This is a genomic window from Microcoleus sp. AR_TQ3_B6 (assembly GCF_036702785.1).
Taxonomy (GTDB): domain Bacteria; phylum Cyanobacteriota; class Cyanobacteriia; order Cyanobacteriales; family Microcoleaceae; genus Microcoleus.
On the sequence record NZ_JAUBVJ010000014.1, the window covers coordinates 67,021 to 87,329 of the forward strand.

The window sequence follows — 20,309 nt, forward strand, 5'->3', positions numbered from 1 at the left end:
ATAAGCGGAGAATCCGACAACTAAGGACTAAAAAATATACGATTGACTTGGCTGAAAGTGAAATCTATTTGCTTTTGTACCCTAGCAAAATGAAGCTGCATTTTGAGTATCTCTTTCTGGGAATTAGCTTCAGCAATCTTACTTTCTAAAGCTAGCAAGTGGCGGTTGAGAGTTTCTACTCGCACAGTTTGGTCGTCTAAGTCAATTTTTAGTTCTGCCGCCTTATCGAATTGAATCTGCTTGCGAACTAAGGCGAGGCGGACTGAATTTTCATCCTCTTTCTGAAGAGCTAGCAACGCTCGCTGCTGCCACTGATTGGCTTGAGATTCAGCTTGATTGTAGAGCCACTGAATACGCAGTTGCGCGGAAATCGCGCTACCAACAGCCTGACGCAGTTCTTTGAGAGGTTCCTGAATTTCTAAGATTAACAGCTCCCAAAAATTCATCAGTTCGCTGGTAAATTCTTCGCGCTCTACAGAGGCTACCAATGCTTCTAACAGCAACAAATTTGGTTGCATCTGCTGTGTAATTGTCTCAAATATTAACTCGGCTTCGGACAATTGGCGAGCGTCATTTTTTTCTGAGACTGTACCGGATAAGCTATCTAATATTTTTTGAGTGCTGTCTACCTCAGCTTCTGAATCTGAACTTGAAGCTACAAAGGCCTGTAATTTTTCGCGGGCGATCGAACTGAGTCTTTTTCGGAGCAAATCGCAGGCCGCCCGCTGCACTGGCCCTGTTTCGCTTTGACAAATCTTGATGACTATTTTTAAGCCTGCATCGCCGTAATTCAATGTCTCTTTCACGGCGGCAATGCGATGTTCGCTGACAGAACTAGACAGCCGGTGTTTAACTCCTGCTAGTCCGCCGAGCACGACACCGCCCACAGGAGGCGGCAGTTGACCGCCTCTAACTGCATCGTAGGGTTTCGGTTGGTCGAGATTTTCTAACACAAGCATTTACTGCTATAAAGAACCTATCCGAACCTGTTTGAAGTTAAGGATTAAACAGATACCAGTTCCCAAAAAGAATGGAACTGTAGGCCCGCGATCCAAATCCTTAGTTCATCAGTCAATCGAAAATCAAAAATCAAAAATCGAAAATCGAATGATTTGTGTGTAATTCTTGCTTCAATGCAGGCAAAGTCGATCGTACTTTTTTCCTGCGCCCATTGGCTACTTGAGAGTATCTTTAAGTACAGTCCTCGCTGCCAAGTGATTGCGAGTAGAAGTCAAAATTTCTGTTTCGCGTTCCAGCCTAGCTGCTGTATCTTGCAATTCTAAAAGAGTTTGCTGTTCTGTCGCTGCACCGTAAAGGTAGCTGGCTACCCAGTAGGACAATTCGGTGGGCAAACTGGGAATGTCTTCGGGCAGGTCGATCGGCTGATCCATCAATTTGCTGGAGAGGCGAACGACATCTCTCAGCAGTTGTTCGACATCTTTTCCCAAGGGTCTGAGGTCTTTTTGCGGCGGTTCGTCTTCAATCCATTCTACTAGACCGACTAAATACGGTTTTTCCCGAACCGCGTCGAGCACTCGGAACCGCTGCTGGCCCAGAGTCATAATTTTCATGCGATCGTCGGGCAGGCGCTGACAGTGAATCACTTCCGCGCAACAGCCAACGGCAGAGACTTTGTTTTGGTTGGGGTCCCACATGAGCACACCGAAACGGCGATCGCCTTCGAGAATCGTATTCATCATGATTCGATAGCGAAACTCGAAGATTTGCAGCGGCAGCGGTCTACCTGGAAATAGAACCACTTCCGGCAACGGAAATAAGGGGAGTTCGCGAACTGCTACAGAGGAAGAGGATGCCATTGTCGCTCAAAAGTGAGGGTACTTGCGCTTCATTTTCTTACTTTAACTGATTAAAGGCAATTCCGGCGCAAGAGCGATCGGGGAAAAATCTGGCGCGATCCGCCCCTCATCGATCGCCCTATTGGCAAATTCTGTGAAGCCTGCGATGCCAACTCTGATCGCAGCCGCCGTCGTTACAATAGCTTTTAAACTTTTCTTTAATCTGCGTTTTCCCCCAAATCAAACGCTCAAGCGGAGGGCACTTGCCAATCTGCGGCGACAATTCCTCCAACTCCAACCCCGCCAACTCCAGTTGTGTCAATTTTTCCGCGTGACCTTCGGCACCTTGTGGGGATATAATATATCTTACCATGATGTAGTATCTCTGCTATACTTGGAAGGGTTGCTGAATTTAGATATTCATTGAAAAAAATTATATGAAATACTTCCTCAACTATTTTATACTGCTATTTGTTTTTTTAAGTGTTTGCCAGAAAGACAATACGGTAGTCCTGCATGGCAAGGATAATTGGGGAATAAAACGGTTAACCCACCCTTATCAAGATCCTGATATTGCAGGACTACCAGACAATAAAAATATGAATAAAAATACTTCATTAATTGGCTTTAATACAACCTTTATAAACACCAATTTATCTGATGACTTTCTTTCTATTTTTTTTATTAATGGCAAAGACGGTTTTATTTCAGGTCGTAATGGAGGAATTTACAAAACGACAGACTCTGCCAAAACTTGGACAAAGTTAAATTCGACAACGACTTTACCTATTCGTGATATTTACTTTCTGGATAATTCTAACGGTATTGCCGTAGGTGGTGAAACATTTTGCGGAGGAACTGGTTGTACTCCGCCAGGTGGTTTCATTTTAAAAACACAGGATGGCGGGCAAAGTTGGACAAAGGTTTTCACTCCTTCAGGTAACATTGAAATTTCTTCTATTTATTTTATTGATAAAACAACAGGCTTTTGTGTAGGCAATGATGTGATTTTTAAAACCAATGATGGAGGCCAAACTTGGATAGAAAATAAAATAAATAATCTTGGTAGTAAAATGATGAAAATTTCATTTATTGACAATCAAAATGGGTTTATTGTTTGCTTATTTGATAAAATACTTAAAACAAACAACGGTGGACTAACTTGGGAAATTACTAGCCCAAATAAAGATGTTGGTTATTATTCTTTCTCTTCATCAGAAGGAGTAAGTTATGTTTCAGGGCAAGGCAGAATTCTAAAATCGGCTAATGGTGGTAGTAGCTGGACAGAGTTGGTTAATTCTCCAAGTGATATTTATGCTATAAAGTTTACCGATAAAAATATTGGCTATGCATTTGGAAGAGGTAATTATTCGGGTGGGTGTTTTGGTCATTCATACGGTTCAATGTATTTTACAAATAATGGAGGTGCTACGTGGAACGGCAATGGGGATTTTAAAGAAGTTGGGCTAATTGAGTCCGTCTCTTTTCCAGTACCAAATATAGGGTATGCAATAAGTGGTAATAAGATCATAAAAATTTCAATAAAATAGTACAATGCGACTTCTGAGGAGACCCCAAAACCGCAGTGGCCCCCCTTAATAAGCAGGGCAGTCAACTTAATATCAAACCCAGTCAGAGATTGCTGTTTGACTATTAAATCTAGATACCCCTAGCCCCTTTAAGAAGGGGGGGACAAGAGTTGAGTCAAAGTCCCCCTTCTTAAGGGGGATGCGAGGGGGATCTAGACTTAGCATAAAAACGAGATTTCTGAAGGGCTTTAATCTTAAGTTGATACCAACCAATGCACGGGCACAACCCTACAAACTCCTCGTTCGTCTTTCAAGCGGGGGAGTACGTCAAAGCTTGACTTCGATATCTACGCCGGCTGGCAAATCCAGTTTCATTAAAGCGTCAATTGTTTTAGCAGAAGGCTGGTGAATGTCGATAATCCGGCGGTGCGTGCGGGTTTCAAAGTGTTCGCGAGAATCTTTGTCTACGTGGGGCGATCGCAGCAAGCAGTAAATCCGCCGTTTTGTAGGTAGGGGAATCGGACCGATCGCTGTGGCTGCTGTCCGATTAGCTGTATCTACAATCTTTTCGCAGGATGCGTCTAGAATTCGGCGATCGAAAGCTTTGAGGCGGATGCGAATTTTTTGCTGTTGAATTGTTGCCATTTTTGTTTCTTGAATTTTCTAGGTTCAGTTTGTTATTTATTGTCTGTTGTGTGTTGTCTATTTGCAGTTGTGTTTCGGCTAACGGCTAACTGCAGACTCATGACTAATAATTAATCACTAAATAGCAGAAAAGCCTGATTAAATTTCGTGGCTTTTCTGCTATCCAAGAGTGTTAGTCGATTCCTACTTGAGGATTTTGGAAACAACGCCGGCGCCGACGGTGCGGCCGCCTTCGCGGATAGCGAAGCGCATTCCTTGTTCGATCGCGATCGGGTGGATCAGTTCCACAGTCATTTTGATGCGGTCACCTGGCATCACCATTTCAGCTGCCGAGCCGTCGTCAGCAGTGAACTGGTTGATCGTACCAGTTACATCCGTTGTGCGGACGTAGAACTGAGGGCGATAGCCCGGGAAAAATGGCGTGTGACGGCCACCTTCTTCCTTTTTGAGGATGTAAACTTCAGATTCAAACTGAGTATGAGGACTGATGGATTTGGGCTTGGCAATTACCATGCCTCTTTCAATATCCGCCTTTAAAATCCCCCGCAGCAGTAGACCCACGTTGTCGCCAGCTATGCCTTCATCCAACGACTTGGTGAACATTTCCACACCAGTCACCGTAGTGCTGCGAGTGTCCTTAATGCCAATCACTTCTACTGTTTCGCCGACTTTGATAGTGCCGCGCTCAATCCGACCAGTGGCAACTGTACCCCGACCAGTAATGGAGAATACGTCTTCTACAGCCATCAAGAAAGGCTTGTCAACTTCGCGCTCTGGAGTGGGGATGTAAGAATCTACTTCTTCCATCAGCTTGTAAATTTTGTCAACCCACTCATTCTCGCCCTTTGTAATCTTGGGATTGGCAATCATCGCTTCGAGAGCTTTCAATCCCGAACCCGTCACGATGGGGATGTCATCACCAGGAAAATCGTAAGAACTTAGGAGTTCCCGAACTTCCAGTTCCACCAATTCTAGTAATTCTGCATCGTCTACCATGTCTTCTTTGTTCAAGAAGACAACCAGGCTGGGAACGCCAACTTGCTTAGCTAGCAGGATGTGTTCGCGAGTTTGAGGCATGGGGCCGTCTGCCGCTGACACTACTAGGATGCCGCCGTCCATTTGAGCTGCACCGGTGATCATGTTTTTCACATAGTCAGCGTGTCCGGGACAATCTACGTGGGCATAGTGCCGAGTTGTGGTTTCGTATTCCACGTGAGCAGTATTAATCGTAATACCCCGTGCTTTTTCTTCAGGCGCGGCGTCGATTTCGTCGTACTTCTTAGCCTTTGCTTGACCTAGTGCAGAGAGAGTCATCGTAATCGCAGCGGTCAAAGTTGTTTTGCCGTGGTCAACGTGACCGATCGTGCCGATGTTTACGTGGGGTTTAGTCCGTTCAAATTTTGCGCGTGCCATTCTTGATCTGTTCCTTGTTTCTTTTAGCGATTTTAGACTTGAGATTTTAGATTCTAGATTTTGGATTCAATCCAAAATCCAAAATCTAAAATCTAAAATCCTTAGTTCCCTTTGTTCTTAGCGATAATGGCTTCTGCCACATTTCGCGGCACTTCTTCGTAATGGCTGAATTCCATTGTGAAGATGCCTCGACCTTGGGTTTTCGAGCGGATGTCGGTGGCGTAACCAAACATTTCTGCTAGTGGAACTTTTACAGAAACTTTGGCAATCCCCTGATCCGTCTCTTGACCTTCGATCTGGCCCCGACGTGAGTTGAGGTCTCCGATGACGTTCCCGATGTAATCTTCGGGAACTTCAACCTCTACTTTCATCATAGGCTCTAGCAGCACTGGCGACGCCTTCATCACGGCTTCTTTGATTGCCATTGAACCGGCGATCTTAAATGCCATTTCTGAGGAGTCTACGTCGTGGAAAGACCCGTCTACCATAGTAGCTTTGAGGTCAATCACGGGATATCCTGCTACAATACCTGATTCGCAGGCTTCTTTCATCCCTTGTTCTGCAGGACCGATGTACTCTTTGGGTACAGTGCCGCCGACAATTTTGGAGACAAATTCAAAGCCGGTTCCCACTTCTGCTGGTTCTAGTTCGATCACGACGTGACCGTACTGACCTTTACCGCCGCTTTGGCGGATAAATTTACCTTCGGCGCGGACGGCTTTGCGAATGGTTTCGCGGTAGGCTACTTGCGGCTGACCCACGTTGGCTTCTACTTTGAATTCTCGCAGCATCCTGTCTACGAGGATTTCCAGGTGCAGTTCGCCCATGCCGGCGATGACTGTCTGGTTGGTTTCTGGGTCAACGTTGACTCGGAAGGTGGGGTCTTCTTCCGAGAGCGACTGGAGGGCTTTGGAGAGCTTCTCCATGTCTTGTTTGGTTTTGGGTTCGACAGCCACAGAGATGACTGGCTCTGGAATAAACAGGGATTCCAGAATCACTGGCGCTCCATCTTCGCAGAGGGTGTCGCCTGTGAAGGTGTCTTTCAAACCCAAGGCTGCTCCCAAGTCTCCTGCCCGCAGTTCCTCAACTTCTATCCGATCGTCGGCTTTGAGGACAATTAAGCGAGACACCCGCTCTTTTTTGTCTTTGGTGGAGTTGAGGACGTAGGTGCCTTTTTTGAGGATACCCGAGTAGACGCGAACGAAAGTCAGGCGGCCGTAGGGGTCAGCCATGATTTTGAATGCCAGGGCTGACAGCGGCGCGCTGTCGTCTGCAAATCTTTCTGCTGTGTCGCCGTTGGGCAGGAGTCCTTGAATTGGGGGAACTTCCACGGGCGACGGCAGGTAGTCGATCACTGCATCCAACAAAAGTTGAACGCCTTTGTTTTTGAACGCCGAACCGCAGAGCATGGGGACGATCGTGCCAGAGATCGTGCCAGTGCGCAAAGCTGCACGAATTTCTGCTTCTGTTAACTCTTCGCCTTCGAGGTATTTCTCGGTGAGGGCGTCGTTGGTTTCTGCTACGGACTCGATCAGCTTGGTGCGGTATTCGGCAGCTAGCTCTTTTACTTCATCGGGGATTTCTACTTCCTCGATGTCGGTTCCCGTGTCGTTGTTGTAGATATAGGCTTTCATTTGCACTAAGTCTACAATTCCCCGGAAGTTTTCTTCGCTGCCGATCGGGATTTGGATGGGTACGGCGTTCGCTCTCATTCGATCGCGAATTTGGCCGTAGACTTTGTAGAAGTTTGCGCCCATCCGATCCATTTTGTTGACGAACACAATCCGCGGTACTTTGTACCTATCTGCTTGTCGCCACACTGTTTCGGATTGTGGCTGCACTCCCCCTACCGAGCAGAACACTGCGATCACTCCGTCGAGCACTCGCATCGAGCGTTCGACTTCGATCGTGAAGTCTACGTGTCCGGGAGTGTCGATGATGTTGATTTTGTAATCTTTCCAACTGGTGGTGATAGCAGCGGCAGTAATCGTAATTCCCCGCTCCCGCTCTTGCTCCATCCAGTCAGTGACTGCTGTTCCCTCGTGCACTTCACCCATTTTGTGAACCATGCCTGAATAGAACAGAATTCTTTCAGTTGTTGTTGTTTTGCCCGCGTCAATGTGGGCTGCGATGCCGATGTTGCGAGTTTTTTCTAGCGGGACGGTACGTGCCACAGCTACCTCCTTAATCTTGTGTTGCTGTTATAATACTATTATACTACACAGTAACCCTATTTTGCAGTCCCCAGCGATTTACTACAATCTCTGGAGCTTATTGTTACATTTTAATATTTTTTGCAAGATTTGTTTACAAAAATATTAAGGATGCGACATGGAGGATTCAGAGAGTGCGTGAATTTTGATTGGGGGAGTTTTGAGTTTGCTTGCGCGATCGGGCAACGGAGCCCAGGGAAGCAATCTCAACACTCAAAACTTAAACTTGCCAATTTCTCGCCCGATGCTTTCATACCGCACGATCGCCCTCTTCTCCATGCCCGAGTTGGCAATTAGTACCGGTAGTGAGCAAAAGCCTTGTTAGCTTCAGCCATGCGGTGTGTTTCTTCGCGCTTGCGAATAGCACTGCCTGTTTCGTTAGCTGCATCCATCAGTTCGTTGGCTAGCTTAGCTGCCATCGAGCGGCCGGTGCGGGCGCGGGCAAATCTGATCAGCCAGCGCAGGGCTAGGGTTGTGCCGCGATCGGAACGCACTTCCATCGGCACTTGGTAGGTAGCGCCACCTACCCGGCGGGCTTTGACTTCGACCAGGGGTGTAGCGTTTTTGACTGCTTTTTCAAACAAGTCTAACGGTTCAGCCCCTGTGCGTTCTTGGATGGTTTTGAGGGCGTCGTAGACGATGCTGGAGGCAACGGATTTTTTGCCGTGCTGCATGATCCGTCTCACCATCATGCTTACCAACCGGCTGTTGTAGGTTGGATCTGGCGGAACTGGACGTTTTTGAATAACTGTGCGGCGAGACATAGTTCTATTGGGGATTTTTGATTTTGAATGATTGAGTTTGGGGTTTTGGGTTCAGATCTCGATCTATGACGATCGAGCGTGCGATCTGCGCGATGGGATTTATTGTTGCTTCCCAACCCCGACGGGCGAGATCCTGGTTATTTTTTCTCTTTAGGACGCTTTGCCCCGTATTTGGAACGAGCCTGCTTGCGGTCTTTCACCCCAGCGGTGTCTAATGTACCGCGAATGATGTGGTATCTAACTCCGGGCAAATCTTTTACCCGACCGCCCCGGATCATTACTACCGAGTGTTCTTGCAAGTTGTGACCGATCCCTGGGATGTAGGCTGTCACTTCAAAACCAGAGGTCAGCCGTACCCGAGCCACCTTCCGCAGCGCCGAGTTGGGTTTTTTCGGGGTGGTCGTGTACACTCTGGTGCAAACTCCGCGGCGCTGGGGGCAACTCTTGAGAGCTGGCGATTTGGTTTTTTTCTGCGTTTGTTCCCGTGCTGAACGGATGAGTTGCTGAATAGTGGGCATGAGTTACGGCATTTCTAGCTTTTTGCTGAATATAGTGATTTAGCGGCATCCGCACTGAAAGTCCCTTCCCCTCTAGGGGGACGGGATGAATGAAAATAATTATGGGTAAGTGAGGATACCAGACTCTATATTGTACATGACTCGACTTTCTTTGGCAAGGAATTTGGCAACGCTTTCGAAGTTCTTTCCTTGCTGCCAGTTTCGACTTGCGATCTCAACTGGCGAATGAGATGTGACATACTACGATCTAAACGCAACCCTGAGGCTTGTCACAGCCGTCAGCAAAATTTATGACGATCGATATTTCGATCGAATCACCATTTTTCGGAAACGCCCATCAACTCAAACCGGCGATCGCATCACAGTCTCAGCATCACAGTCAAGGGCCGATAGACATCACATAAAGTTATCTAAAATTGCCGGACAATAAGAAATCTACATTCATTTGACCGCAGATGACAACCAAAGTTTATATTCCTGAATAGGCAATTTCCGAACTTTATAGCGGTTCTCGGAAAGATGAGGTATTCACGAATTAATTAACAATTCCCCAATCCCCCAATCCCCCAATCTAAAATCTAAACTTGTACCTCATCTATCTGAGAAAGGCTATACTCGCTCATTTGGAAATTCGGTAAGATCGATCGGACTCAGTTCCAGCCTATTCAATACGCAATTAATTCTCACAGTTTAACTGAGTGTCAAAAGACTTCCCCATCCTTCTAAAAGGTGGGGATGAATTTTGACCAGTAAATAAAAGCGAAGCAACATTGTTTTGTTCTATTGTAATAATGTTGTATACTACTTTTGTTGCTATCTTGCATGGTGTTCTCTATAGTAAAGCTTGATACTTCCTCAGAAGCGTGCATGGGATTCGCTCTCGATCTCAGTCTAAGATATCCCTCTGTGTCACTGGTAGAAAGATAAGTCCAAACATAAGGCAGCCAAATAAATAAAGAAATAACTCTTGGGGAAGCCGAGGGTCTGCCTGTGGACAGCGAGTAAGACCAAAACACAGACGGCTGTCTAGAGGCATCAGCGGATGAGACGGAAAGCTCCAAAGACGAATAAGACCGTCCTTGAATTGAGTTGATGTTGGAACCCCCAACTTCAGCGAAGCAAGTTGGGGTACTGGACGAAGTTCTGACGAGCGAAAAATTCTCAGCAGGCTGCTATAAGCATTACGGCCCGGATGGGTGTCAGTGATGAACCCAGTTGCTTGGGAGTTTTGAGGGCGGTCGCGAGATTGCTTCGTGACTCCCCGGGGGTAGCGGCGTCAATCAGTTTTGAGATTGCTAGGCGCGAGCGAACAACGCACACGGGGTGCATGAGTTGTGAGTTAAAATCTCATCCATAAAATTAGAGGGTTCCCAAATAGATTCACCGCTCTTGAAAGGCAATATTAAGGTAAAACGACAGGATATGTTTAATTCTACAGAACTGCTGATCCAGGCTTTCATCGAACAGCTTGAGAACGGGTACAGGCGCACTTACGGAGGCTACAAATCAGACTATGCTGACATTATTGCCTGGGTGGGGGCAATGGCGTTAGAAAACATCGCCAACAGCGACGGTCTTTATCACAATGTAGAACACGCCATTTGCATTACCTTAGTCGGTCAAGAAATATTGCGGGGAAAACACATTCGTAAGGGCGGAGTTTCCTGCGACGATTGGCTCCACTTCATCATTTCTTTGCTGTGCCAAGATATCGGATATGTCAAAGGAGTTTGCCGGCAAGACCAAAAATCAGAAGGATTGTATGCTACGGGAAAAGATGACATGAGAATTGCACTTGCTCCCGGTGCAACAGCGGCTAGCTTAGCTCCTTACCGAGTTGACAGAGCTAAATTGTTCATTGACGAGCGCTTCGGCAACCACAAGCTAATTAATGCTGAGATAATTAAGCATAACATAGAACAGACTCGTTTCTCGGTGCTTGACGGCAACACTGAGGAGGATGCAGTTAATTACTCTAGTTTAGTTCGTGGTGCTGACTTGATAGGTCAGCTCAGCAACCCGCAATATTTGCAGAAAATAGGCGCGCTGTTTTACGAGTTGGAAGAAAGCGGTGCTACTAAACTTTTGGGCTACCGACATCCGGGCGACTTGCTGCAAAGCTACTCTAAGTTTTACTGGAGCGGCATTTATCCGCACATCAGCGAATCTCTCGGTTACTTGCAGTTGACGCAGGAAGGCAAACAGATTGTTGCTAGTTTGTACGCTAACATATTTCGGATGGAACACCAACGTTGCGATTCTGAGGTTGCTTGACGGAAGGGGAAGGGTAAGGGGAAAGCGGCAAGTTTTGAATGCGTGAGATTACTTTCCTAAGAATTGCTTTGCTAACATTCCTGGCAACGCTATTAAGGGGAAGGAGAAAGCGGCAAGTTTTGAATGCGTGAGATTGCTTTCCTAAGAATCACTTCGCTAACATTCCTGGCAACGCTATAGCCGTACCTAAGTTAAAAAGTTACCAATTACCAATTCCCCATTACCGAAGTGTATTTCATCCAACTCAACTAATTTCCTCCTCAATTTCCGCATGATATCTCGGACAGGACCAATTGCTCGGCAGCAAAGAAGGCCATCCCTCCCGCAGCGCTTCCAAACAAACAGCACGCACAGTTAATTGACAGTCAAGCAGTTCTACACCAGCTTTTTCAACTTGCTTTTTGCCAATTTTTAAAATCGATTCATCGCTAAATTCAAAGGTTTTGTGACACTGAATACAAACCAGATGGTGGTGGTGGTGCAATTCCCGCAAATTCAATTCGTAATGTTTGTGTCCTTCTGCTAATTCTAGTTCACGCAGAATCCCAATCCTTGCTAATAAATGCAGGGTTCGGTAGACAGTAGATAAGCCAATTCTTTCTCCTTGATTCTGCAAAGTCTTGTATAATTCTTCCGCACTCAAATGATTTCCTTGCTGCAGACGTTGAAAGACGTTCAAAATAGTTTCTCGCTGGGGAGTCAGGCGGCAGCCTCTCTGATTGAGTTCGACTTTGAGTGAGTTAGCGCTGTATAAATTCATGTCGTAAAAAATAAAAAAGTTGAACGGGAATCTTACTGGCTTATCTGTTATTTATTCGCGCTTCATGTGCGATTATCCTAAAGTGTATTTTTCGGGAGAAGCAATCTAAGTTTAGGCTCCCATTGTAGCAAGGGGGGATCTTCTACCCACCTATCCCCCTTGTAAAAAGGGGAACTGAAAAAGTGGTTGTCGGTATTTTTGCGTAATTTTTGTGAAGTTGAGAGCAATGTTGCTAATAAGCATTGCCAAAACAAATCTTAGGTTCAAAGTCCGTAAAACCGCTCGCTTCCTAAGTAGAAGTAACACAGGGTCGCACTGTACATTTGAGGCGGTAGTCATAAGTAAAAAAATCGCAATCTGAACAAGGAATTTGATCCAAGCGCTTGATTTGATCGAATCCTTTTCGAAATGCTACTGAAACACTCCACAAAAACAGAAACATCAAAGTGATACAGAAACAGTAGAAAAAGATAGTCATACGGTTATTGTTTCAAGGTTGAGCGTAATCTGAAGGCGCTTGGTAGGTAAAAAATAGGAATTGCGCCCTAGAGCCCAAATATGACCGCCGACAACATCTTCGAGGTTGTCAACGGCGGCGGGCCAATGTTTGCAGCCTGCACCGAACAGGTAGCTGAAAATGACAGCGGGGTTGAGTGTGGGTTCCGAAATTATCGGCACTTGCCCGAGTGTGGTCTGATATAAACCACCGAAATACATAGCTTTGGGCACCCCCAAGAAGGCACCGACACCCAGCAAAACTAGGTGGATGCCCAAGATGGTGGTCATTTTGTCTGCGTCTTCCCATTTGTAGCCAAAGGAAGAAGTTCTTTCTGGGAGGGTGGCTGACCCTTTGAGGGAGTGAAAGATGTCGCCGAAGGTGAGAAAGGCTGAGCTGATTAGGTGAATCGCGCCAACGGCGAAGTACGGATAAGTATCGACAATTTTGCCTCCCGCACCAACGCCCAAGCTGAGTCTGGCTAGGTTGGGCAACAGGATTAAGCCTTGTTCGTACACCGGCAATTCTGGGTTGAAGCGTCCAAGCTCAAATAGAATATAGGCTCCCGCCCAGAGGACGATGAGGCCGGCGTGGGCGAGGTGGCTACCGAGCAAACGGCCGTCCAGGTTGGTTAAGCGGGCGTTGCCGGCCCACCAGGGAAAGGATTCTCCTTCGGGTGGGCAGGATATTTGGGCCTTGCTTGTCACGGCGATTTACCTCTTGAGAAAGATGTCTGTTGAGTTTTAAGGGCTTACAGGTTATTGATATAGATAATCAACAATTTTAGTAGTTTCGTCAAGGGGTATTTGATAAAATTTTTCACTAATCTGAGTTGAGATATGTAACTGAACAGTAAAAAACATTGTGAGAACAAGCTTATGACTGTTTTGGGGGCTCTCTCGGAAGTTGGCTTCCCGTTAGGAAAAATAGTAACTCAAGGAATAGTTGAGAATTTATTGATAAATAGTATTATTAAGGCTAGAGTATTGTTTAAGTAGCTGTTTAATCCTCTGGGAAAAGACAAGGTGGAAAAAGAAATCCGGTACTTTCCTCTGGCCAAGCTTCTATAAAAGTGGGGTTATAGGGGGTGCGGGATGGTTTTTTTCAGCATCAAGAGAGTTAATGCCTACGTTAATTAGTACGCCTATTGAGAGGCAACACAAAAAGAGCAAGTAATGGCAGGGTGGGGAGCGTACCGTATTTGGCAAGTTTGATGAACTCGGAAAGCATATTAAGAGTAAGGGTGATTGCAGCATCGAAAGATAGTTGTTTTGAGCGTAAGGAGGTAGATTGACAATGCCTTTGAACCCACTTTCGGCACCCTCCACTGTCACAATCGGTTTTTGCGGAATTTTGTGAATCCCAATGGTCATTTTTTATACACACAAGTGGGAAAATGGACTTGCGATCGCCAGTTCAATTTAGCCAAACTCCGAAAATTCGTAGTGTGACAGTTCAGGGTGCGGAATGTGGGTTTGAAGGTCAGATTCTGGTTTCTTCAAGAATCGAGTGTTTCTTCAGACCGCTTGAGTGTCAACTCAAACTCCAAAGAACAAAGCCTGAGAGCAAATGCTTTCAGGCTTTTATAGGGGGATTTTTAACTGCTTGTTGCATCTGCTAGCTCAAGCAGAGGATTTGCTTTCCTCGGCTACTTGCTCGTTGCTGGGCAACTCCAGGCAATAACCGGCCCCGTATACGGTTTTGATGTACCGAGGATGGCGGGGGTCGGGTTCCATCTTGGTTCTTAGGTGTCTGATGTGTACGCGAATAGTTTCGATGTCGTCGTCGGGGTCGTAACCCCAGACTTCTTTGAGAATTTCGCTGGGAGAGACTGTTTGACCGTGGCGCTGGAGCAAGCAGTGCAGCAACTCGAACTCTAGGTGGGTCAGTTTGACTGTCTGAACGTACCAAACAGCTTCAAACCTTTCGGGGACAAGGGTCAGCGGGCCGTAATTCAGGATTTCTGAGTGTTTGGCAGCTTGGGGGATGCGGTCTGTGCGCCTCAGCAAGGCTCGCACTCGCGCCAGCATCTCTTCTAGTTCAAAGGGTTTGGTCAGATAATCGTCGGCGCCGGAGTTGAAGCCTTCTACTTTGTCTTGAGTTTGACTTAAGGCGGTCAACATCAAGACGGGAATGTCGGCTGTGCGTTCGTCGCGCCGCAACCGCTGACACACTGTGAATCCGTCTACTCTAGGCAGCATCAGATCTAGCATGATCAGGTCGGGCAGCAGTTGTATGGCCAGTGCCTGACCTTTGATGCCGTCTTCGGCCTGGGTGACTTCGTAGCCAGCCATTTCTAGGTTGACGGCTACGAGTTCGGCGATCGCCGCGTCATCATCAATAACAAGTATCCGAGGCATCATTATTTATCTCACCGCTAACCAGATGGGGGAGGCTACAGCCTTCTGGGGGTTCCAGGTAACTTTAACAAGCAATTTTTTAATTTTAAGCTTCATTTAAGAATTATAAGGTTGATTAAGAACTTTGTGAGCTATGTAAAAATTGTTGTATTAATTATAAGGGCCTTGAGTGGCTATCAGAAAGACTGTTCGCCAGAAATCTGGGCTGGGGTAGATTTTTTGTTTGCGGACTCGACTTCTGTGGCGACGATTGATGATGGGATTTGAGATTTTAGAGGCACCCTGCCTTTGTTTGCTGGTAGTGGGTCATCGCCCCTCTTCTCGATCGACACCTTTGCGGGCCTGACTACCAGCAACTTCTGCTCTCTGCGAATTACATATTTTCTACGATCGCCCACTCTACGACTTGTGATTTATAAAGTTGGTGAGGTTGAGAAAAATTTTGTTTTTTTCGAGGGTTAGCCCTTGCTTTTTTTAGCTCTTGACTGTATTATTATATAATAGAAATCTAACTATTTATTTTCAAAAAAACCACTATTCCCATTATTAAATGATATCATAAAAATGTCAAATAGTCCATCCCAAAACCCTAAAATTTTGGACGGATTTTGGAAAATAAGGCAATTTTTTTTGCCTGAGAAGCAGTGAAAGCAGTGAAATAATATCATTTCCGGTTACACCGGAATGAGGTTGACGGTTGACTGTTCACTGTCAACCGTCAACAGTGAACTCGAATTTACTATTCCGATGCTAACGGATTTGATATAATCTGTAACCATAGCCGACACAACTACCGAGAAAGAGTTGATTCTTGAGCCGACTGAGTATTTTTTGGGGAAACAGTCGCCTGAGAGCCTAATTTTTGGAAATAAAGACGGCCGATGGTGGCTAAGAATATTGTGTAAGCAGCCGCTTGGACGAGATAAAGTCGCTCTCTGTATCCAAACAGTGTTTTGAGAATCACTCCCGGAAATTGCCGATCGGGCAAACTGGACGCTGCATTCCACACCATGGGGCCTAAAATACAAGAGTGGACTGGTGCGAGGCGATCGTAATAAAAACAAATCGCTGCATACTTGCTATCCATGTGGGACAAAATCTCAGCGGCTCGATCGAAATGTTTCAGCGCCGATACTGCCAAACCTGCTACGATTAACAGCAACAAAATCCCCATAAACTTGAAAAACAGGCGGATATCAATTTTTACGCCCCACTTGAACAGTAGCGCCCCAATTATTGCCGCCCCAGTCAAACCGCCCAAAGCTCCCAAAGCGGGACTGACACCTTGTTGAAACTGAGCGCTGACAAATAAAACTGTTTCAAAACCTTCGCGCAGTACCGCAATAAAAATTAAGCCAAATACGCCCCAGCCGGCATTGGTATTTTCTGTCAAAGCTGCTGTAACGGCTCCTTCAACTTCAGCTTTGAGAAAGCGCGCTTGCTGAGTCATCCAAATTAGCATCCAGCTTAGCATTGCGATCGCCACAATTCCCAGCACGCCCTCTAATAGCTGTTTAATTACCGGTGCGTAAGCCTGCTCGGATGTTGATAGTGCTGCGAGCAATCCATTGAATATAACACCAACAATACCGCTAGCAGCAATGCCGGCTGCGACACCTGCATAAACCCAAGAATTGAGGTGACTTTGCTCGGCTTTTTTCAAGCAAGCTAGTACAATTCCGACGACTAAGGCGGCTTCTACGCCTTCGCGCAGGGTAACTAAAAAAGTCGGTAACGCTTCACTAAAATTCATTTTTTATAATTATGGGGTATGGGGTATGGCGCATAGACATGAGGCATTGGTCACTGGTGATTAGAAATCACAACTAACAACTAACCCATCACCAATAACCACTCAACACTTCGGACAGTTTTTGATTGCCTACCTGAGAATAAGGGTTTCAGGGCGATCCAATGGCTGCAAGCAACGCTTAGGAAGCACGCTATCAGGCTTGGTGAAAATCAAGGGTGTGATGCTACGACATAAAAACGCAAGCAGGGGCGGACTGACGCACACCTCAGAAACCGGGTTTCTTCCTAGATTTCTCGTGACTCGTGGCAAAATTCCTAGAAACCGGGTTTTTAGCCCCCCGATGCGTGAGCAATGAAACTGTCCGAAGTATTGACAAATAACAATTAACTAATGATTAAATCAACTATAATCCCGCAGCATTTTTTTCAGTTCAACTTGGTGCAATTCTTCTTGTCCAATCAGATTGCGGGCATATTCTTCCAAATAAACGCTGGAGTCTGTCACGACTTCAAGTAAAGATTTATACTTTTTGAGCGCTTTTTTCTCGTGATTTAAACTTTCTTCCAATAAGTCTTTCACCGAGTGTTTGTAGGTTTCTTCGATGGGAGCAATTTTCTGACTGGGATGCCCCTCTAAACCGGTGAGAATTTCTCCTGCTTGTTGGGCGTGGAGTAGGGATTCCGTTGCTTGTGCTTTAAAAAACTGCACGATGGGAATCCGATTTGGCCCTGTGACCATTAGTGAATAGTGGGTATAGCGCACGACACCTGCAAGTTCCCATTCCATGATGGTGCATAGCAGTTCTTGGGTTTTTTTTTCGTCAAGTTCTTTCATTTGTTGTTTTAGATGTAGAATGCCTTAGAGGGCGCTGTTTATAATATCACATTTAAGTTAAAAATGAAAAGTAAGGTGCTGATGGCGCACCTTACCGGAGAGATGTTGTATTTGATACTCCCCAGGGCTGAAGCCACGGGGATTCTTGAATGAATCCGAAAACTCTCAAAGGCTTTATCAAAGCACCTCTATACGCTCTAAACAACTAGGTCTTGCGATAGGTATTGCAATTGCGCTTACTTTTGAATTGTGTTTGCTTTCATAGTCCATCACAACGCCAGATAGGTACGCTTCACATTCTGCCATTATTTGTCAGTTATACAGGCTTACTACTTAGTGGTAGTGGTGGCTGACTGTGCCGGGATTTCTCCGATACTAGAATGCTTCAACACGTAGATGGTTGTTTTACTTACAATTTAATTCTAACGAAACCTTTCGCTCAATTGTGTAAAGAAAGATTGATCGCGGTTAAAACCGCTGCCGACTTCCTCTCCGTGTCTAAAGCCAGGGGCTTCCGTCTCGTTTAATGGTGAGTTACGGGTTAACTTCTAAGATTCCAGTAGGAGCAAACACTACAGTAAACTTAGCGACTGGTGCTGCACTGTTGCTGCTAGTTTCGGAAGATTTGAGCAGATGTGGTAAAGGAGTTTCTTGGATGTAATCCTTGGCTGGTTGATTGAGCGGCTCGAAATTGCCGATCGCCCCATCTTGACTTGTACTGACTCGATAGACTAGATTTTGATTGAACGTAGGGCTAGTTTGCCAAGTTCGATCGATGCGATCGTAGACTTTCAGAGCTAGCTCCTCTAGTTTTACGCTATCGGTAATTTCTGCTCTCTGATTTGTTCCATCTACCGCCTGAACTTCCTGCTGACCTGCTGATACAGGTACAACTTGGACAGTGTTATCTGTACGGCTACTCGCCATAGCCGTTTCAGTAGACGTATTAGTGAAAGGTACAACCTCTGGAGACTTGTCAGGCAGCTTTTTTTGGCTGTCAACCGCTAAACTCCAATTATTTGCAGCCGGAAGCGCACTGCTACTGGCAATAGCTGGTTGGACCAGCCCCTTAGCAACAGCATTAGCGTGATTTTGCCCCTCGATTGTCAAAGACTTGACGTAAAAACCGCGAAACTTTTCTTTTTGGCTAACGCGCCACATCGCGATGGGAAAAGTCATAAAGAAAAGAGTTAAAACTCCGACGCTAACCCAAACTATTTTGTGCATCTCCCTGGCTGGGAGCGGCTTATTTTTTGTGTCCATTATCAAACCTCACATTAATTAACTTAACGGCAAATAGAAAAATAGAGGATGCCAGCACATAGCTGTGGCAGCAATTAATAAAGCAAACATCCAGAAAAATATGGTGCGACTTTTAATGTTCTTATTCTTCCACAGAGTATGGAGAATTGGCCAACTGATCAGCCAACCCAAAAGCAACATAGTTTCTTTGCCTGTGTAACTGCCGATATTTCCCCACAATTCGCTATCTGTCTTGCTTCCGGGAATCCAAGTACCGAGATTCCAAACAATTTTTTCAGTGGCTTTAGATGTGTCTGACAAGTGGTGAGTCACCATCATTGTAAAACAACCAATTGCTGCACTAATTACTGCAGCAGCGGCGGGTCCGGAAACACTAGGTGCTGTTTCTGCTCCTTCGGCTAAACCGCTGGGAAAGTGTTTTAATTGCCTCCAAAATTTCCCGTATAAAGGTTCATTGTCCGGATAATCTTGGCGGGATAATTGTCGATTCATTGCAAAAAAATCCTAATTTTTGTAATTGGTAATTAGATCTTGCTAAATATAGTTGACTAACCTAAATATTAGCTACAATGCCTGAATTTTAGCAACGCCAAGCCCGCTTACCATGCCGCCCATTGCAAAAAACATGATGGCCATCAAAGCCACGGAAGTAGCTGTTAAAACCGGGCGATTTTTTTTCTCTAAAATTGCGTCGCCATAGTTCCACAAAATCCACGCACAAGCTACTGTTAATGGGAATGTAAACAGTACGCTAAATTCGTGATATTCCATCAAAACATACTGCCCTAAAGGTGAGTTTTCTTTAAGCAAAGCCCTAGCTCCGCCGAAATTTATGCCGGCTCGATAACGCATATAAGCCCAGTTACCAGTAGCAATCGCCAAAAAACTCAAAAGAGTTGACCAAAAGGCTAAAGTACGCATTTGTGGCAAGATTTTACCGGCACCTCGCAGCAAGGGAAAAGCCAAGTGTCCCGTATAAACCATTACCAGTAATGCCAACATTGCACCCATGCCGTGAATGGTTCCCATCCACCGCTGCCAAGGGCTCGGATGCAGTAGGTTAACTAAAGGTAAAAACAGAAATAAACCAGCGGATAAAAAGCTAAGTCCGTAGACAGACACTTGAGCGATATCTAACTGTTTGGGAAATTCAGATGGAACTAAATCGGTAGTTGAGTCTTGGGTTGAGTGCTGCACCGCTGGCAAACCTCCTGTTGGTTGTGCGGAAAATTACTTGAGAATAAGCGCATTAGTATTTTGAGTTTCTTGATAATGCAGCTCGTGCGGGCAAAGCCGATCGCACTTTGGCGCGAGTGGCAACTGCAAACCTACTGCTAACTACATGAACTAGCAATAATTCGGACTTTTTAGTTTCTATAACACGCAATACTTTGGCTGTGACTAGCTCTCTGCTAATTTCACTGTTGCGGTAGTCAAAAACTTAATGCTATTTATTCTCAAGAGTTGACAATAAAACCAATGAGAGATTTTCAGTGTATTCTTTATATTTTTTTAATATTCTTGTTTGAGCTTGACGGTGAATACAATTTTGGAGTTGAATCTGTAAACAAATATTGATAATTCTTATCAAAAAGCTTCAATGTGAGGGTGGTCGGTAAAATATCCGAATAATTCTTCAGGATTATTTAATGTAAAATTTCTGCTGCTCAAAATTCAGCCCCTGAGGCGCT

The 20,309-nt window shown here is 45.5% G+C and carries 18 protein-coding genes; 2 read left to right on the forward strand and 16 right to left on the reverse strand.

The genetic code is table 11. The annotated features are described in order from the left end of the window. Positions 1-20 precede the first annotated feature (20 nt). The 3 genes from QUB56_RS09765 to QUB56_RS09775 form a co-directional block, all read right to left on the reverse strand. The gene (locus QUB56_RS09765) at positions 21-959 is read right to left on the reverse strand and encodes a PspA/IM30 family protein (RefSeq protein WP_332954952.1); all 939 of its coding nucleotides are present in this window, start codon (positions 957-959) and stop codon (positions 21-23) included. 216 nt (positions 960-1,175) lie between these two features. Further along, on the reverse strand, positions 1,176-1,817 hold the full coding sequence (locus QUB56_RS09770; protein WP_006632192.1) for an LON peptidase substrate-binding domain-containing protein: 642 nt from the start codon (positions 1,815-1,817) through the stop codon (positions 1,176-1,178). Positions 1,818-1,935: 118 nt separating this feature from the next. After that, the gene (locus QUB56_RS09775) at positions 1,936-2,169 is read right to left on the reverse strand and encodes a hypothetical protein (RefSeq protein WP_332954953.1); all 234 of its coding nucleotides are present in this window, start codon (positions 2,167-2,169) and stop codon (positions 1,936-1,938) included. A gap of 64 nt (positions 2,170-2,233) precedes the next feature. On the opposite strand from QUB56_RS09775, the gene QUB56_RS09780 reads away from it, so the two are divergent. Then, on the forward strand, positions 2,234-3,346 hold the full coding sequence (locus tag QUB56_RS09780; RefSeq protein WP_332954954.1) for a YCF48-related protein: 1,113 nt from the start codon (positions 2,234-2,236) through the stop codon (positions 3,344-3,346). A 306-nt stretch (positions 3,347-3,652) separates the two neighbouring features. On the opposite strand, the gene rpsJ is transcribed toward QUB56_RS09780, so the two are convergent. The 5 genes from rpsJ to rpsL all read right to left on the reverse strand — a co-directional run bounded on the left by rpsJ (position 3,653) and on the right by rpsL (position 8,878). After that, a complete protein-coding gene (rpsJ, locus tag QUB56_RS09785) occupies positions 3,653-3,970 on the reverse strand; it encodes a 30S ribosomal protein S10 (RefSeq protein WP_006632193.1) in 318 nt (105 codons plus the stop codon). Positions 3,971-4,153: 183 nt separating this feature from the next. Then, positions 4,154-5,383: an elongation factor Tu gene (tuf, locus tag QUB56_RS09790; protein ID WP_332954955.1), complete on the reverse strand. Its 1,230-nt coding sequence runs from the start codon at positions 5,381-5,383 to the stop codon at positions 4,154-4,156. A 101-nt stretch (positions 5,384-5,484) separates the two neighbouring features. Then, a complete protein-coding gene (gene fusA, locus QUB56_RS09795) occupies positions 5,485-7,557 on the reverse strand; it encodes an elongation factor G (protein WP_332954956.1) in 2,073 nt (690 codons plus the stop codon). A 332-nt stretch (positions 7,558-7,889) separates the two neighbouring features. Continuing rightward, positions 7,890-8,360 (reverse strand): 30S ribosomal protein S7, encoded by a 471-nt coding sequence (gene rpsG, locus QUB56_RS09800; RefSeq protein ID WP_006632196.1) that lies wholly within the window; start codon positions 8,358-8,360, stop codon positions 7,890-7,892. Positions 8,361-8,497: 137 nt separating this feature from the next. Beyond that, positions 8,498-8,878 (reverse strand): 30S ribosomal protein S12, encoded by a 381-nt coding sequence (rpsL, locus tag QUB56_RS09805; protein ID WP_172186436.1) that lies wholly within the window; start codon positions 8,876-8,878, stop codon positions 8,498-8,500. Between the two features lie 1,422 nt (positions 8,879-10,300). Between rpsL and QUB56_RS09810 the strand changes: the two genes are divergently transcribed. Next, a complete protein-coding gene (locus QUB56_RS09810; protein WP_332954957.1) occupies positions 10,301-11,152 on the forward strand; it encodes an Npun_R2479 family HD domain-containing metalloprotein in 852 nt (283 codons plus the stop codon). Positions 11,153-11,396: 244 nt separating this feature from the next. Here QUB56_RS09810 and QUB56_RS09815 read toward each other — a convergent pair whose 3' ends face one another. The 8 genes from QUB56_RS09815 to QUB56_RS09850 form a co-directional block, all read right to left on the reverse strand. Continuing rightward, on the reverse strand, positions 11,397-11,912 hold the full coding sequence (locus tag QUB56_RS09815; protein ID WP_332954958.1) for a transcriptional repressor: 516 nt from the start codon (positions 11,910-11,912) through the stop codon (positions 11,397-11,399). A 474-nt stretch (positions 11,913-12,386) separates the two neighbouring features. Then, on the reverse strand, positions 12,387-13,115 hold the full coding sequence (locus QUB56_RS09820) for a hypothetical protein (protein ID WP_332954959.1): 729 nt from the start codon (positions 13,113-13,115) through the stop codon (positions 12,387-12,389). Between the two features lie 915 nt (positions 13,116-14,030). Further along, positions 14,031-14,768, reverse strand: a complete 738-nt coding sequence (locus QUB56_RS09825; RefSeq protein ID WP_332954992.1) for a response regulator transcription factor — start codon at positions 14,766-14,768, stop codon at positions 14,031-14,033. Between the two features lie 790 nt (positions 14,769-15,558). Next, entirely contained in the window at positions 15,559-16,521 is a 963-nt protein-coding gene (locus tag QUB56_RS09830) for an FTR1 family protein (protein ID WP_332954960.1), read from the reverse strand. Positions 16,522-16,920: 399 nt separating this feature from the next. Continuing rightward, the gene (locus QUB56_RS09835; RefSeq protein ID WP_332954961.1) at positions 16,921-17,355 is read right to left on the reverse strand and encodes a ferritin-like domain-containing protein; all 435 of its coding nucleotides are present in this window, start codon (positions 17,353-17,355) and stop codon (positions 16,921-16,923) included. A gap of 534 nt (positions 17,356-17,889) precedes the next feature. Then, the gene (locus QUB56_RS09840) at positions 17,890-18,618 is read right to left on the reverse strand and encodes a hypothetical protein (protein WP_332954962.1); all 729 of its coding nucleotides are present in this window, start codon (positions 18,616-18,618) and stop codon (positions 17,890-17,892) included. A gap of 18 nt (positions 18,619-18,636) precedes the next feature. Next, entirely contained in the window at positions 18,637-19,110 is a 474-nt protein-coding gene (locus QUB56_RS09845; protein WP_332954963.1) for a hypothetical protein, read from the reverse strand. A 72-nt stretch (positions 19,111-19,182) separates the two neighbouring features. After that, positions 19,183-19,815, reverse strand: a complete 633-nt coding sequence (locus tag QUB56_RS09850; RefSeq protein ID WP_332954964.1) for a hypothetical protein — start codon at positions 19,813-19,815, stop codon at positions 19,183-19,185. Between the last annotated feature and the right edge of the window lie 494 nt (positions 19,816-20,309).